11 protein-coding genes are annotated in these 14,517 nt (G+C 71.9%); 2 read left to right on the top strand and 9 right to left on the bottom strand.

What is annotated here, in order from left to right; all coding sequences use genetic code 11:
* Positions 1 to 29: 29 nt before the first annotated feature.
* The 8 genes from HA039_RS00770 to HA039_RS00805 form a co-directional block, all read right to left on the bottom strand.
* Complete coding sequence (locus tag HA039_RS00770) at positions 30 to 1,577, bottom strand: PstS family phosphate ABC transporter substrate-binding protein (protein ID WP_167022219.1); 1,548 nt, start codon at positions 1,575 to 1,577, stop codon at positions 30 to 32.
* Between the two features lie 175 nt (positions 1,578 to 1,752).
* Positions 1,753 to 2,583 carry an aldo/keto reductase gene (locus tag HA039_RS00775; protein ID WP_167035903.1) on the bottom strand — a complete coding sequence of 277 codons (831 nt, stop codon included), beginning with the start codon at positions 2,581 to 2,583 and terminating at the stop codon, positions 1,753 to 1,755.
* Between the two features lie 5 nt (positions 2,584 to 2,588).
* The gene (locus HA039_RS00780; RefSeq protein WP_167022221.1) at positions 2,589 to 3,887 is read right to left on the bottom strand and encodes an NAD(P)/FAD-dependent oxidoreductase; all 1,299 of its coding nucleotides are present in this window, start codon (positions 3,885 to 3,887) and stop codon (positions 2,589 to 2,591) included.
* A gap of 250 nt (positions 3,888 to 4,137) precedes the next feature.
* On the bottom strand, positions 4,138 to 6,087 hold the full coding sequence (locus HA039_RS00785; RefSeq protein WP_167022223.1) for a S53 family peptidase: 1,950 nt from the start codon (positions 6,085 to 6,087) through the stop codon (positions 4,138 to 4,140).
* Between the two features lie 262 nt (positions 6,088 to 6,349).
* The gene (locus HA039_RS00790) at positions 6,350 to 7,798 is read right to left on the bottom strand and encodes a GH1 family beta-glucosidase (RefSeq protein ID WP_167022225.1); all 1,449 of its coding nucleotides are present in this window, start codon (positions 7,796 to 7,798) and stop codon (positions 6,350 to 6,352) included.
* Between the two features lie 95 nt (positions 7,799 to 7,893).
* The gene (locus HA039_RS00795) at positions 7,894 to 8,820 is read right to left on the bottom strand and encodes a carbohydrate ABC transporter permease (RefSeq protein WP_167022227.1); all 927 of its coding nucleotides are present in this window, start codon (positions 8,818 to 8,820) and stop codon (positions 7,894 to 7,896) included.
* Positions 8,821 to 8,838: 18 nt separating this feature from the next.
* Positions 8,839 to 9,822 (bottom strand): carbohydrate ABC transporter permease, encoded by a 984-nt coding sequence (locus tag HA039_RS00800; protein ID WP_208298508.1) that lies wholly within the window; start codon positions 9,820 to 9,822, stop codon positions 8,839 to 8,841.
* A gap of 110 nt (positions 9,823 to 9,932) precedes the next feature.
* Positions 9,933 to 11,243, bottom strand: a complete 1,311-nt coding sequence (locus HA039_RS00805; RefSeq protein WP_167022229.1) for an ABC transporter substrate-binding protein — start codon at positions 11,241 to 11,243, stop codon at positions 9,933 to 9,935.
* Between the two features lie 270 nt (positions 11,244 to 11,513).
* Here HA039_RS00805 and HA039_RS00810 point away from each other — a divergent pair, with 270 nt between their 5' ends.
* Positions 11,514 to 12,542 carry a LacI family DNA-binding transcriptional regulator gene (locus HA039_RS00810; RefSeq protein ID WP_167022231.1) on the top strand — a complete coding sequence of 343 codons (1,029 nt, stop codon included), beginning with the start codon at positions 11,514 to 11,516 and terminating at the stop codon, positions 12,540 to 12,542.
* Between the two features lie 185 nt (positions 12,543 to 12,727).
* Positions 12,728 to 13,156, top strand: a complete 429-nt coding sequence (locus HA039_RS00815; protein WP_167022239.1) for a spore-associated protein — start codon at positions 12,728 to 12,730, stop codon at positions 13,154 to 13,156.
* A gap of 144 nt (positions 13,157 to 13,300) precedes the next feature.
* Here the strand turns inward: HA039_RS00815 and HA039_RS00820 are convergent, their stop codons facing one another.
* Entirely contained in the window at positions 13,301 to 14,266 is a 966-nt protein-coding gene (locus tag HA039_RS00820) for an SDR family NAD(P)-dependent oxidoreductase (RefSeq protein WP_167022241.1), read from the bottom strand.
* Positions 14,267 to 14,517 lie beyond the last annotated feature (251 nt).

Genomic DNA, 14,517 nt, shown 5'->3' on the forward strand with positions numbered 1-14,517 from the left:
AGGGCGCCGCCGGTCCTGACAGGGCGCCGCTACCTCATCGCCGCGCAGATCCGCAGCCCCTCGGGGGACGCGCACGGCAGGTGCCCGTGCGTACGGACGACGTCCTGGCCGCTGCCCCGCATCAGGTAGTTGAGGAAGCTGGAGACGAGCGAGTCGGCCGGCGGGTCGCCGTACGTGTACGCGTACTCGATCTCGCGGTACGGGTACGCGCTGTCCGCGATCGCGTCCACGGACGCGGTCCGCCCGTCGAGTCCGAGCGGGTGGAGGCCCTTGGGGGTGGATCCGGAGCGCAGGTCGGTGTACCCGATCGCGCCCGGCGTGCCCGCGACCGTGGTCAGGACCCGGTCGGTGCTGTCGAGTTCGCAGCGGAAGACCTTGGCCGTGACGTCGTCCTTGTGACGGCAGTCGGTGGAGGAGTCCGCCTGTTCGAAGGCGCCGAGCACCCGGCGCTGGAAGATGTCGCGGGTGCCGGACCCGGAGTTGCGGCTCACCAGGACGATCGGCAGGTCGGGGCCCCGTACCCCGTCGGTGCCGCGGAGCTGGTCCCAGTTCGCCACGTCCCCGCGGTAGAGACGGCGCACGTCCGCGGTCGAGAGGTTCTTCAGCGGCACGCTGTCGTTCACCACGAGGGTGAAGACGGAGACCGCGACCCGGTTCTCCCGCAGCCGGGGAAAGCCGGTCGTCTTGGGACCGTCGGACAGGGCGATCAGGGCGGGCGAACCGCCCTTCGCGGCGGCGCCGCGCTCGTCCAGCTCCCTGACCCCGTCGCGGCTGCTGCGGGCGTCGACGGTGACCTGGGAACCCGCGCAGTCCTTCTCGTACTTGGCCGCCAGTTCCTCGGCGACCGGCGCGAAGGCGGTCGATCCGGTGATGGTCAGGGTGCCCCGCGCACAGCCCATCGGCGGCGGGGAGTCGTCCCGCACGACGATGATCGACGCGAGGATGACCACGCACACGGTCAGCAGCACGGTGATCATGCTGGAGGCCCGGCTGAACAGCGGCGGGGTGTCGTCGGGCGTGGTGCTGCGGTTCAGGGCAACGTTCCCGTCCCGGAGCCCTCCCGCGACCCGGATCGGGTCGCCGACCGCCCCGCCGGTGAGCAGGACGAGCAGTTTGAAGTGCCGGCCCCGGTTGAGGGGGACGCGCGGGAGGTAGACGGTGTCGTCGGCGTGCCGCAGCCCGGCGGCCGGGGTGAAGTGGTCCAGCAGGTGTTCCTCGCCCGGCGGGGTGGTGACCGCCAGGCCGTGGATCGTCCGGGAGGTGAACACCGCGGTCAGGCCGTGCGGCTCCCGCCCGGTGTAGTCGCCGTCGCCGATGCTCTGCGAGCCGTCGTTCTCGATGCGCAGCAGGACGAGGGTGGCGTCGGACAGGTGCGGGTTGTCCTGGAAGAACCCGAGCCGTACGCCGGCCCGGCCGGTGCGCTCGGCGCTGCTGACCGGGGTGTCGAGCTGGATGCGGTAGCCGATGCGCCGGTGGGCGGGGACGCGGCGCTCGAACCAGAGGACGCCCAGTGAGGCGAGGATGCCGAGCAGCGCCGTGCCGAGGGCGACGACGTTCTCCGTACTGAGCCACTCCACGGTCCCCAGGCCCCCCTGAACACGCGACCCGCACACCCCGCCGGTCCGGATCGTCCGGTCACCGTACGGGGGGCGGGGGCGGCGGACGGCCGGTTTCACCGGCGCGTGCGCAGCTGTTCGTCCAGGGTTCAACAGCCGGGGCGGGGCCGGGCGCGGCGGGGGTCGTGCGGGGCGGTCAGAACTCCTCGTGGTGGTCCGGGTCGCCGCCGATCCTGTGACGCGGGCCGGACTGGATCCGGGCGATCTCGTCCTCGGTCAGCTCGAACCCGAAGAGGTCGAGGTTCTGTCGCCGGCGCTCGGGACTGCCCGACTTGGGGATCGGTACGGCGCCCAGCTGGAGGTGCCAGCGGAGCACGACCTGTCCCGGTGTGACCCCATGCGCCTCGGCGATCGCGCCGATCGCGGGGTCGTCGAGCAGGCCGGTGCCGTGGCCGAGCGGGGTCCAGCTCTCCGTACGGATCCCCTTGGCCTCGTGCACGGCGCGCAACTCCTCCTGCGGGAGCAGGGGATGCATCTCGATCTGGTTGACCGAGGGCAGGACGCCCGTCTCCGCCTCCAGGCGGTCGAGGTGCGCGGCGGTGAAGTTGGAGACGCCGATGGAGGCCACCAGCCCGTCGTCGCGGAGTTTGATCATCGCCTTCCAGGAGGCGACGTACTGGTCCACGCGCGGCAGCGGCCAGTGGATGAGGTACAGGCCGACGCGGTCCAGGCCCAGGGCGCGGCGCGACTCCTCGAACGAGCGGAGCGTCTCCTCGTAGCCCTGGTGGCGGCCCGGGAGCTTGGTCGTGACGACGATGTCCCCGACGGGTACGCCGGACCGCGCGATGCCCCGCCCGACGCTCGCCTCGTTGCCGTAGTTGACCGCCGTGTCGACCAGCCGGTAGCCCAGCTCCAGGGCTCCGGCGACAGCCGTCTCCGCCTCGCCGTCCTTGAGCGGATAGGTCCCGAGGCCGACGGCGGGCAGTTCGGTGCCGTCGTTGAGGGTGTGCGCCGGGGCGGTGCCGATACCTGTCACTGGCTTTCCCTTCGTCCTGCCGGGGGCGGGTCCTGCGGTGCGTCCGCCGCGCCCCGGGCGGTGTCCGCCAGGACCTCGCGGGCCGCGCGGGCCCCCGAGGCCAGGGCACCTTGTACGGAGCCGGTGGCCCGGTGGTCACCGCACACGTACCGCCCGGGGCCGGTCCTGGCCGGCCGGGACAGCGGCCAGGGCGGGGGCATGGCGGGCAGGGCGTCCTCGATCGTGTAGGTGGCGAGTGGTTCCCACTCGTCGGTGTGTTCACCGTACGCGTCGGCCAGAGCGGCGCGGAGCGCGGTCTCCCGTCCGGGGAGGTCGGGCCCGAGGACGGAGCTGGAGACCAGGGACCGGCCGGCGGGCGCGTAACCGGGCACGGCCTCACTGATCACACAGGTGTTGAGGAAGCGGCGGCGGGTGTCGACCACGAGGGTCGCCTCGCGCAGGGGCGGGGCGAGGGCCGCGTGGTAGTAGGTGGTGACCGTGCGGGTGTCGGGCACGTCGAGGCCCGGCAGGAGGCGCGCCGCCGCGCGGGGGCCCGTCGCCACCACGACGGCGCCGGCCGGCCACTCCGTACCGTCCTCGCAGCGGACGCCGTCGTCCGTCAGCTCGGCGACCGGCGTCTCCAGGCGGACGGTGTCCGGCGGCAGGCCGTCCGCGAGCTGGGCGGGTACGGCCCCGATGCCGTCGCCGGGCAGGCAGAGCGTGCCGCGCAGCATGCTGCGCCAGACGAGGTGGAAGAAGCGCGAGGAGGTCTCCAGCTCGTCCTCCAGGAACACACCGGAGAGGAAGGGGCGGAAGAACCGCTCGACGAGTTCGGGCGAGATGCCCGCGTCGGCGAGGGCCGTGAGGGTCGTGCGGTCCGGCTGCCGTTTCAGTCCGGCGACGGGCCCGAGCATGTCACGGGCGGTCAGGAGGCCGAGCGCCAGCAGGTCACGGCCGGGGGCGAGCCGCCCCGCCAGCAGGCCGGCCGCCGCGCCGGGCTGCCGGGTGGGGTCGGTGAAGCGCAGGACGCTGTCCTCGGTCCGTACGAGCGCGCCCGGGGTGAACGGCCGCAGGCGCAGGCCGCGCAGGTCGATGCGGCGTTTCACCTGGGGGTAGGCGGTGTTGAACACCTGGAAGCCGCGGTCGAGGAGGAAGCCGTCGTGCCGGTCGGTGCGCATCCGGCCGCCCACGGCGTCGGCGGCCTCCAGGACGCGCACCGTCCGGCCCGCCCCGATCAGGTCGGCGGCGCAGGCCAGGCCCGCCATCCCGGCTCCGATCACCACCACGTCGGTCCGGCGCCGCTGGTTGTCCGGCACGTGAGTCCCGCCCTTCGTTCCGCGTCTCGTCCGCGTCTCCCGCCCGGCGGGCTCGCGCTGTCGCCGGGCGCCGTCCGTCCCGATGGTGTCAGGCGGGAGCGGGGGCGGCGGCGCGCCGCGTGGGGCCGGACGGGTGGCGGTGGCGCGTGGCCGGGGCGGGGCGCGTCCGGTCCCGGACGCGCCGCCGCCGGGCGGCCCGTGGATCGGGCCGCCCGGCGGCGGGGGAACAGGTGGTGCGTGCGTGGTGCGGTCAGCGGTGGCGGTACGAGTTCACGTAGCCGCCCGCCGGGGTGCCGACGCCCGTCACGTCGTCGTAGCCGACGACGGCGGACAGCGAGCTGTCCTTGCCGAGGCTGCGGAGCGAGGTGAGGATGCCGTCACCGCTGTCGGTGCTGTTGGCGAAGTCGTTCCGCACGACGGCCAGTCCACGCCCCTGGCCCAGCGGGGTGTCGGTCACGTCGTGGTAGGCGGACGTGCCGTACCGCTGGTAGATGGCCGGGTTGGCGAAGCCGATCGGGACGCCGTGCCTGGCCTGCTGGGCGAGGGCCTGGACACCCGCGATGACGGGGGCGGCCAGGGACGTACCGCCGATGCGGTACTGGTCGTAGCCCTGGGTGCCGTCGGGCAGGGTCTGGGTCTGGCCCACCAGGAAGCCGGTGTTCGGGTCGGCGACCGCCGCGATGTCGGGGATGGTCCGCATCGGGGTGGTGCTGTTGGCCTTGGCGAGCGCGCCCGGGACGACACCCCGCTGGTAGAACGGCTGCGGCACGGTCACGCTGGTGCCGCCGCCGGCGCCGGAGGTGTAGGCGCCGGGGAAGTCCGTCCAGCTCTTGCCGTCGGCGGACAGGCTCGCCTTGTAGGTGCCCCAGCCCGTCTCCCACTGGTAGTTGTTCTTCTTGCCGACGGCCAGCGACGTACCGCCGACGGCCGTCACCCACGCCGAGTTGACGGGCATGTCGACCTGCTTCGTACCGGTCGAGACGACGTTGTCGCCGTCGTCACCGGAGGAGAAGTAGAAGCCGATGCCCTCGACGGCGCCCGTCTGGAACACCTGGTCGTAGGCGGCGGCCGACGCCGTGGTCTCGTTGGACTCCAGGTCGCCCCAGGAGTTGGAGACGATGTCGGCGAGCCGGCCGTCGACCACCTTGCCGAGCGAGTCCAGGAGGTCGTCGTCGAGGCAGGAGGCGCCGCCGACGTAGACGATGTCCGCGTCGGGCGCGACCGCGTGCACGGCCTCGACGTCGAGGGTCTCCTCGCCGTACCAGCCCGCCGCGTCGCACTCGACCGTGCTGTTGTAGTCGGCCGGGAGCACCTGGGACAGCTGCCCCTTGCCGTACTTCTTGTCGCCGTTGCGCTTGGCGTACGTGGCCGCGTCCTGGGCGATCGTCGGCGAGGCGTACGCGTCGGTGATGGCGACGGTCACGCCCTTGCCGGTGAAGTCCTTCGCGCCGTAGGCCGCACGCAGCTGGGTGCCGGTGTAGCCCTTGATCGCGTACGAGGCCTTCGAACCGTACGCCGACGGCAGCGACTTGTTCGTGTTCGACCCGAAGTAGGTCGAGAACGGACCGGCGTTGCGGAACACGGCGTCCGGGGGCGGCAGCGTGTCGTCGTGGCTCGCCTTGTGGGGCGCGTTGTCGAGCCCGGTGACGGTGAGGACCGCGCCGTCCAGCGAGTCGGGCACCGAGGGGGTGGCGTCCGGGGCGCGGTAGGTGTGGCCGCCCTTGGCGTAGTTGTGGAGCTGCGTGGAGAAGGCCTTCTCCACGGCGGCGGTGTCGCCGGTGACCGTGAGGTAGTGCGCGTTGGCGCCCGTCACCTTGAGCCCGGCGGACCTGAGCCAGGCGGTGACGCGCGCGACCTGGTCCGCGGTCGGGCCGAAGCGCGCGGCGGCCTGCTTCGCGCTGAGGTACTTCCCGTACGAGGCGGAGGAGGGGTCGGACACCTCCTGGGCGAGCCGGGCGAGGCCCGCGCTGTCCCGTCCCGCGAGGTACACGCGGGCGGTGACCTTGTTCGCGTCGGGGGTGCTCCCCCGGTCCGCCTTCTGCGTCGCCCAGAGCGGCTTGGTGCCGTGGAGCGTGTCCCGTCCGGCGGGGCCGGTGTCGGCACCCGCGGACTGGACGCCGAGTGCGAGAGCGCCGGCGACGAGCGGCAGAGTCGCCGCCCAGGCGAGTCCGGCGCGCAGGCGCGGTCGGCTGGATCTCATGTAACCCCCTGCGTTGTGGGTGGACGCGTGCGGCGGATCCGATAGATGGCCACCACACGCACAAGGAGTCACTCTTCCTATCAACTGTTCATCGGAGGGACATGCGTTGGCCAAGGCCCGATCAAGCCCGGACCATGTACAGCTCAACCCGGGGACGGGGGCGCGCACCGGACGCCGTGCGCGGGACCGGACGCGGCGGCACCGGACGACCCGTGGGGGGCCGCCCGGTGCCGTACGACGCGCGGAACGCGAACAGGGGCCGCTACGAGGCCGGGTGGAGGGTGCCCGAGCGGGTCAGGCGCCCGTACCAGTGCGCGCTGGACTTGGGGATCCGGCGCTGCGTCGCGTAGTCCACGTACACCATGCCGAAGCGCTTGCCGTAGCCGTACGACCATTCGAAGTTGTCGAGCAGCGACCAGAGGAAGTAGCCGCGGACGTCCGCGCCCGCCTCGATCGCGCGGTGCGCGGCCGCCAGGTGCGCGCGCAGGTAGGCGATCCGCTCCGGGTCGCGGACCTCGCCGTCGGGGCCCGCGTAGTCGTCGAAGGCCGCGCCGTTCTCGGTGATCATCATCGGCAGGCCGGGGTGCTCGCGCTGGACGCGCAGGAGCAGTTCGTACAGGCCCTCGGGGTCGATGGTCCAGCCCATGGCGGTCCGCTCCCCCGGCGTCTGGTGGAAGGCGACCTCGTCCGCGCCGGGCCAGGGGCTGTGCTCGCTGACGCCGTGGCCGTCGGACCGGTGGGCGGCGGGGCCCGTGTGGTGAGAGACCAGGGTCGGGGAGTAGTAGTTGACGCCCAGGAAGTCGAGCGGCTGGTGGATCAGCTCGGTGTCGCCGTCGTGGACGAACGACCAGTCGGTGACGGAGGCGGTGTCCGCCAGGACGTCGGCCGGGTAGGCCCCTTCGAGCATCGGCCCGGTGAAGACCCGGTTCGCGATGCCGTCGATCCGGCGGGCCGCGTCGGTGTCCGCCGGGCTGTCGGTCAGCGGCCGGACGTGGTGCAGGTTCAGGGTGACGGACACCTGGGCGGTGGCGGGGAGGCGCTCGCGCAGGGCCCGGACCGCGAGGCCGTGGCCGAGGTTGAGGTGGTGGGCGGCGCGCAGGGCGTCGGCGGGGTCGGTACGGCCGGGGGCGTGCACGCCGGATCCGTACCCGAGGAACGCGCTGCACCAGGGCTCGTTGAGCGTGGTCCAGGTCCCCACCCGGTCCCCGAGGGCGTCGGCGACGAGGCCCGCGTACTCGGCGAAGCGGTGGGCGGTGTCGCGCTCGGGCCAGCCGCCGGCGTCCTCCAACTCCTGTGGCAGGTCCCAGTGGTAGAGCGTGACAACGGGCCGGATCCCCTTGTCCAGCAGCCCGTCGGCCAGTTCGCGGTAGAAGTCCAGCCCCTTCGCGGAGGCGGGGCCGCGGCCGCCCGGCTGGACGCGGGACCAGGACACCGAGAAGCGGTAGGCGCCGACCCCGAGGCCGGCCATGATTTCGATGTCCTCGCGCCAGCGGTGGTAGTGGTCGGTCGCGATGTCACCGGTGTCGCCGTTGCGCACCTTGCCCGGCGTGCGGGAGTAGACGTCCCAGATGGAGGGTGTCCGGCCGTCGTCCTGCGCGGCGCCCTCGATCTGGTAGGCGGCGGTGGCGGTGCCCCAGAGGAAACCGGCCGGGAAGGTCAGGGGAGCCGCTGTTTCCAGGGCTCGCCCGGTGGTGGGTGCTGAGGTGGCCACAAGGGTCCTTCCGCGTGAAGGGGAGTCGGGCGTGTCGAACGGTCAGGAGTAGAAGGAGAAAGGGAGTGCGGTGTCCGGGCGGGGCGGGGGCGTCGTCAGCCCTTGACGGCGCCCTGCATGATGCCGCCGACTATCTGGCGGCCGAACACGAGGAACATCGCCAGCAGCGGCAGGGTGCCGAGCAGCGCGCCCGCCATGATCACCGACTGGTCCCGTACGTATCCCGCGCTGAGCTGGGTGAGAGCGACGGGGACGGTCGGGTTGGTCATGTCGAGGGCGATGAAGGGCCAGAAGAAGTCGTTCCAGGCGTGCACGAACGTGATCATGAAGAGCACGGCCATCGGCGGCCTGGCGATGGGCAGGACGATGCTCCAGAAGATGCGCAGCGAGTGCGCGCCGTCCAGGCGGCCCGCCTCGATGAGTTCGTCCGGCAGCGCCTCCGTCAGGTACTGCCGCATGAAGAACACACCGACCGCGCTGACCAGGGTCGGGAAGATCACGGAGGGCAGCGACTGCCCCCAGCCGAGGTCGGCCATCATCATGAACAGCGGTACGACTCCGAGCTGCGGCGGCACCAGCATGGTGCCGATGACCAGCAACAGCAGGATGTTACGGCCCTTGAAGCGCAGTTTCGCGAACGCGAAGCCCGCCAGTGTGGCGAAGAAGACCGTCGACAGGGCGATGACCCCGGCGACGATGAGGCTGTTGAGCATCGCCTTGCCCAGCGCGGCGTCCTGCCAGGCCGTGGCGAGGTTCTTGAACAGGTTGGGTCCTGGCAGGAACGGCGGCGGGGTCTGCGAGACCCGGGTGTTGTCGGTGGAGGCGGCCACCATCGTCCAGTAGAGGGGGAAGAGGGAGACCAGCGCGGCGAATCCGAGCAGGACGTAGGCGACGGGCCCGGCGTGGTGCTGGCGTCCGGCGCCGGGGCGCAGGACCCGGCGGAACCCGCTCCGCCGGTCGGGCGCGGTGGGGGTGGTCCGGCCGTGCGCGTCCGCCAGGACCGGTGCGATGTCGGTGGTCATGGGGCTGTTGCTCCCTGGTCAGGAGGTACGGGACGGACGGGCGCGGCGGGGCGCCTTCGCGGGGCGCGGGGTGCGGGACAGCACCCGGGCGAGGACACGCTGGAGCACGAAGACGAGAATGAGGATGAGGAACATGGCCCAGGCGATGGCCGAGGCCCGGCCCATCTGGTAGTTCTTCCAGCCCTCTTCGTAGAGCAGCAGCCCGAGAGTCTGGTACTGGTTGTCGGCGCCGCCGCTGATGCCGTTGGGGCCCTGGCCGAAGATGAGCGGCTCGCCGAAGAGCTGGGTCGCGCCGATGGTGGAGAGCACGATGGTGAAGACGATCGTCGCGCTGATCCCGGGGACGGTGACGGTACGGAACTGCTGCCAGCGGGAGGCGCCGTCGATGGCGGCGGCCTCGTACAGGTCCCTGGGGATCGCCTGCATGGCCGCGAGGTAGAGCAGCGCGTTGTAGCCGGTCCAGCGCCAGATGACGATGGTGGAGATGGCGAACTGGGCGGGCCACTTCTGGCTCTCCCAGTCGAGGTTGTCGACGCCGAAGAAGCCGAGCACCCAGTTGATCATGCCGAAGTCGCGCTCGAAGAGCATGGTGAAGACGAGGGCGGCGGCGGCCACGGAGGTCGCGTACGGGGTCAGGACGGCCACCCGGAAGAAGACCGAGCCGCGCAGGCGGTAGTTCAGCAGGTGGGCCAGGCCGAGGGCCATGAGGAGCTGCGGGACGGTGGAGAGGACGCCGATGGTGAAGGTGTTGCTCAGCGCGTTCCAGAAGCGGTCGTCCTCGAACAGCTCGGTGAAGTTGGCGAGACCTCGCCATTCCATGGTGTCCAGCGAGGAGAGCTCGACGCGGTGGAGCGAGATCCAGAAGGTGTAGAGCAGCGGGTAGAGGCCGAAGGCGCCGAAGATCAGGAAGAACGGGGCGATGAAGGCGTACGGAACCGCTCCGAGGTCCAGGCGGTGGAGGATGGTGCGCCGCGACTGCCGGGGATCGATGGAGGTGGCCACGCGGGCTTCCTTCCGTGGGGTGGGGGCGAAGTGGGGTGGGGTGGACGGTGATCGGCGGCCGCCGGACGGACGGTTCGGCCCGTCCGGCGGCCGGTGCGCGGGGCGCCGGGTCAGCGGGTGAGCTTCTGGATCCGTTCGTCCGTCGTCTTCCACGCCGCGTCGGGGCTCTTGCCCTGCGCCTCGATCAGCTGGAGGCCCAGGGAGAAGGTGTCCTTGATCGTGCCGTCCTTGCGGCCGAGGACCTGCTTCGCCGGGATCTCCTTCGCGGCGGCGCCGAAGATCTGGCCGATCGGCGCGTCGCTGAAGTACGGGGAGGTGCCGTTGGCGACCGCGGGCATGTCGAGCGCCGTCTTCGAGGAGGGGAAGTTACCGAGCTTCTCGAAGATGTACGCCTGCTGCTCGGGCGCGGTCAGCCAGGCGACGAGCTTCTCCGCCTGCTTCTTGACCGGGCTGTCCTCCATCACGCCGAGGAACGAGCCGCCCCAGTTGGCGCCCTTGGGGGCCTTGGCGACGTCCCACTTGCCCTTGTTCGCGGGGCCGGCCTTCTCGCTGATGTGGGCGAGCATCCAGGCCGGGCAGACGGCGGTGGCGAAGGTGCCGTTGGCCAGGCCGGGGTCCCAACCGGGCTGGAACTGGCGGAGCTTGGCGGTGAGCCCGGACGTGGCCGCGTCGGAGGCGAGCTTCCAGGCGTCCTTCACCACCGGGTTGTCCTGGTAGATCAGCTTGCCGTCCTCGTCGTAGAACTGCTTGTCCTCGCCGTAGATCATCGCGTTGAACAGTCCGGTGGAGGTGTCCATGTACGCGACCTTGGGGTTCTTCGTCCCCTGCTTGAAGGTGCGGCCGACGTCGACGTACTTCGCCCAGTCGCCCTCCCAGAGCTTCGCCACCTCCGCCCGGTCGGTGGGCAGTCCGGCCTGCTCGAACAGGTCCTTGCGGTAACAGACCGCCATGGGGCCGATGTCCGTGCCGAGGCCGATCACCTTGCCGTCGCCGGTGGTGACCTGGGACGACTTCCAGGGCAGGAAGTGGTCCGTGCCCGGGGTCTTCCCTAGGTCGGCGAACTTGTCGGCCTGGGTGTCGACCAGCTCCTTCGCCCGGCCGATCTCTATGCCCTGGATGTCCTTGAGCCCGCTGCCGGCGGCGAGGTGCGTCTGGAGCGCGGTGTAGTAGGTCTGCTCGTCCCCGGCCACGTCGGTCTCGATCGTGACGTCGGGGTTCTCCTTCATGTAGCGGTCGAGGAGATCGGTCTCCTTGTAGCCCATGACTCCGAAGAGGCCGAGGCTGATGACGGTCTTTCCGTCCTTGGTGCGCGCCTTGCCCCCGTCGTCGCCGCTTCCGCAGCCGGCGACGAGGACCAGGGACACCGCGAGGGCGGTGGCGGAAACGAAGGTGGATCCGAAGCGCTTGCGGGCAGTGCCCATGTGCTTCCTCCTAGCAGCGGCGCCCAGGCGCGCGCCTGCTGCGGCTCACGGTCGACTGGATCGGAGAGCTGTTCCCGGGATAAACTGGGAGCGCTCCCAAACGGTTGTGGAAGACTCTCGGGAGACGCCGGGCCGTGTCAAGGGCCGAAGTCGGTTCCGTTGCGCGAATGTGTCCGGACACCGCCTCCGCGCGGCCGTCGTCCGCACCACCGAGCACAATCACCACGTGAGCGCTTCGGCGCACCACCGGAGCGAGAGTCAGGAGACGTGATGAGCAGCCGCGACCCGCGAGGTCAGAGGCCGACCCTTGAAGCCGTGGCGGCACTGGCGGGCGTCGGCAGGGGGACGGTCTCCCGGGTCGTGAACGGCGCCCCCGGCGTGAGCGCCAAGGCCCGCGCGGCCGTGGAGGCGGCGATCGCGGAGCTGCACTACGTACCGAATCCGGCCGCGAGGAGCCTGGTCACCAGCCGGACCGACAGCATCGCGCTGGTGATACCGGAGTCGGAGAGCCGGCTGGCGGCGGAGCCGTACTTCAACGCGGTCATCCGGGGGGTCAGTACCGAACTGGCCGACACCGACATGCAGTTGCTGCTGATCCTGGTACGGAACCCGCGCGAGCTGGACCGGCTGACGCGGTTCGTGGAGGCGCGGCGGGTGGACGGCGTCCTGCTGGTCGCGGTGCACCAGGACGACCCGCTGGTCGCGTTCCTGGAGAAGACGCAGATGCCGACGGTGCTGGCCGGACGGCGCTCCCCCGACGAGTCGCTCAGCCATGTGCACTCCGACAACGTGGGCGGGGCGGCGCAGGCCGTACGGCATCTGCTCGGCCAGGGGCGTACCACCGTCGCCACGATCGCCGGACCGCTCGACATGGACGTGGGCCGCGGCCGTCTCCAGGGGTGGCGGGACGCCCACGCCGGGCACGGCACTCCCCCGGACGAGTCGCTGGCGGTCTCCGCCGACTTCACCGAGGAGGGCGGGCGGGCCGCGATGGGCGAGCTGCTGGACCGTCACCCCGGGCTCGACGCCGTCTTCGTCGCGTCCGACGTGATGGCGGCCGGCGCGCTGACCGAGCTGCGCGAGCGGGGGCGGCGGGTGCCCGAGGACGTGGCGGTCATCGGCTTCGACGACTCGATCGTGGCCCGGCACACCGTCCCGCCGCTGACGAGCGTCAACCAGGCCAGCGAGGACATCGGACGGGCCATCACGCGGCTGCTGCTGGAGGAGATCAACGATCCGGCCGCGCCCCGGCAGTACCTCACGCTCCCCACGACGCTCACGCATCGCAGGACCACCTGACGCCCCGTCCCGAGTCGGTAACAGGCGTCCGCGCCCGCGCAACCCCGGCCCCTTCCCGGCGCTCTTCCCAGGTGACGCCTGACCGGCGTCGACCTGGCCGGCGCCGTCGGCCGGGTCCGGCACGCGGGGAGCGGCGGGCGGCGGGCATCCGGCCGTCCGGCGCACGGAGAAAACGGGGGAACGACATGAGGTTCGGCATCAGCAGACGCGCGGCGGCCGTCGGGGCACTGGCGGCCGCGCTGGTCGGCGGTACGGCCCTGACGGCTCCGCCGGCGGGCGCGGCGGTGACGCAGGCGAAGTACAACGGGGTCTGCGGGCCCGCGTACCGGGTCGTGGACTCGGCGCCGGTGGGGACCCTGGGCACGGTGTTCCTGACCGTGGACCCGGCGCGGGGGACGCACTGCGTGGTCACGGTCCGCAGCAAGCCGGGGGCCAGGATGTACATGGCCGCGTACGTCAACACGAGCATGGACCCCGACCCGATCGACGACACCGGCGAGTTCACGACGTACGCCGGGCCCGTGTACGCCGGCTCGACGACGGACTGCGTCGGGTGGTGGGGGTGGATCGGGGCCACGCACGGGGAGGGGCCGGTCACCACGGGCTGCGAGTAGGCGGCGGGGCGCGGGGGTGCCGTACCTGGGTGGGGTTGGGGTACGGCACCCCGGGACCGCCGTGTCCTGGCGAGCTGTCAGCCGGTCGGGGACGGCGTTATGGCACCGCGTCCTGACGGGCTGCCACTCGGCCCGGGGCGTGGTTCAGGCCGTTGTCACGAACGCGTCGACTCCGGTCAGTTCGGCCGAGAGCGCCCACAGGCGCGCCGCCTGCTCGGGGTCGGTCGCGTAGGCCCGTACCCCGCCCGTGAACTCACCGTCACCCGCCGGCTCGGCGATGTCGCAGTCCTCGCAGTACACCCCGCCCCGGTCCGCCAGCAGGGGGGAGGTCGCCGCCCACACCTGCGTCGAGGCGCCCTGCTCGGGTGTCTTGAACGACGGGTTGATCAGGTTGCCGTCGGTGTCGATCCAGCCCGCGGCGACCATCTCCTCCTGGGCCAGGTGGCGTTGCAGCGGGGTGAGGATCCCGCCGGGGTGCAGGGAGAAGGCCCGTACGCCGGACTCCTCGCCCAGCTTGTCGAGGTGCACGGCGAACAGCGCGTTGGCCGTCTTCGCCTGCCCGTACGCCTGCCACTTGTCGTACCCCCGCAGGAAATGCGGGTCGTCCCAGCGGACCGGCGAGTTGCGGTGGCCGGCCGAGGAGACGGAGATCACCCGGGCCCGGCCGCGTACGAGCGCCGGCCAGAGCCGGTTGACCAGGGCGAAGTGGCCGAGGTGGTTGGTCGCGAACTGCATCTCCCAGCCGGGACCGACGCGGGTCTCCGGACTCGCCATGACGGCCGCGTTGTTGATGATCAGGTCGACGGCCCGGTCCGAGGCGAGGAAGCGCTCCGCGAAGGCGCGGACGCTGCCGAGGTCGGCGAGGTCCAGCTCGTCGACCTCGGTGCCGTCGATGCCGTGCAGCGCCTCGCGCGCCGCCGCCGGCCGCCTGGCGGGGACGACGACGTGGGCGCCGGCGCCGGCCAGGGCGCGGGTGGTCTCCAGGCCGAGGCCGGAGTAGCCGCCGGTCACGATCGCGAGCTTCCCGGTGAGGTCGATCCCCCGCAGGACCTCCTGTGCGGTGCTCCGGGCTCCGAACCCGGACCCGATCTTGTGCTGAGGCGTAGTCATGCGCCGAGGCTACGAATTGGAGCGCACTCGAAGTCAAGGGGATCCCCGCCGCCGTCCCGCCGCCGCCCCCGCTCGATCCGGACCGTGCGCCGGAGGGCGCGGAGGGCGCCGCGCGCCCCTGTCACCGGTCCTGCTGAGCGAGATTCGAATGGACCAGCGGACCGGGAGGCGCGAACCGCCCACGATCGGGTCAGTGATGTCCGGTCGGGGCGGGCCAACTGCTAGGCAGGGACGTTGTTGTCCGTTCCGGA

The organism is Streptomyces liangshanensis (assembly GCF_011694815.1).
GTDB classification, from domain to species: Bacteria; Actinomycetota; Actinomycetes; order Streptomycetales; family Streptomycetaceae; genus Streptomyces; species Streptomyces liangshanensis.

Bases quoted from the DNA above. Each gene is read 5' to 3' on its own strand.
- HA039_RS00785 (WP_167022223.1), bottom strand. From the start codon at position 6,087: ATGAGATCCAGCCGACCGCGCCTGCGCGCCGGACTCGCCTGGGCGGCG.
- HA039_RS00795 (WP_167022227.1), bottom strand. From the start codon at position 8,820: ATGACCACCGACATCGCACCGGTCCTGGCGGACGCGCACGGCCGGACC.
- HA039_RS00805 (WP_167022229.1), bottom strand. From the start codon at position 11,243: ATGGGCACTGCCCGCAAGCGCTTCGGATCCACCTTCGTTTCCGCCACC.
- HA039_RS00810 (WP_167022231.1), top strand. From the start codon at position 11,514: ATGAGCAGCCGCGACCCGCGAGGTCAGAGGCCGACCCTTGAAGCCGTG.
- HA039_RS00815 (WP_167022239.1), top strand. From the start codon at position 12,728: ATGAGGTTCGGCATCAGCAGACGCGCGGCGGCCGTCGGGGCACTGGCG.
- HA039_RS00820 (WP_167022241.1), bottom strand. From the start codon at position 14,266: ATGACTACGCCTCAGCACAAGATCGGGTCCGGGTTCGGAGCCCGGAGC.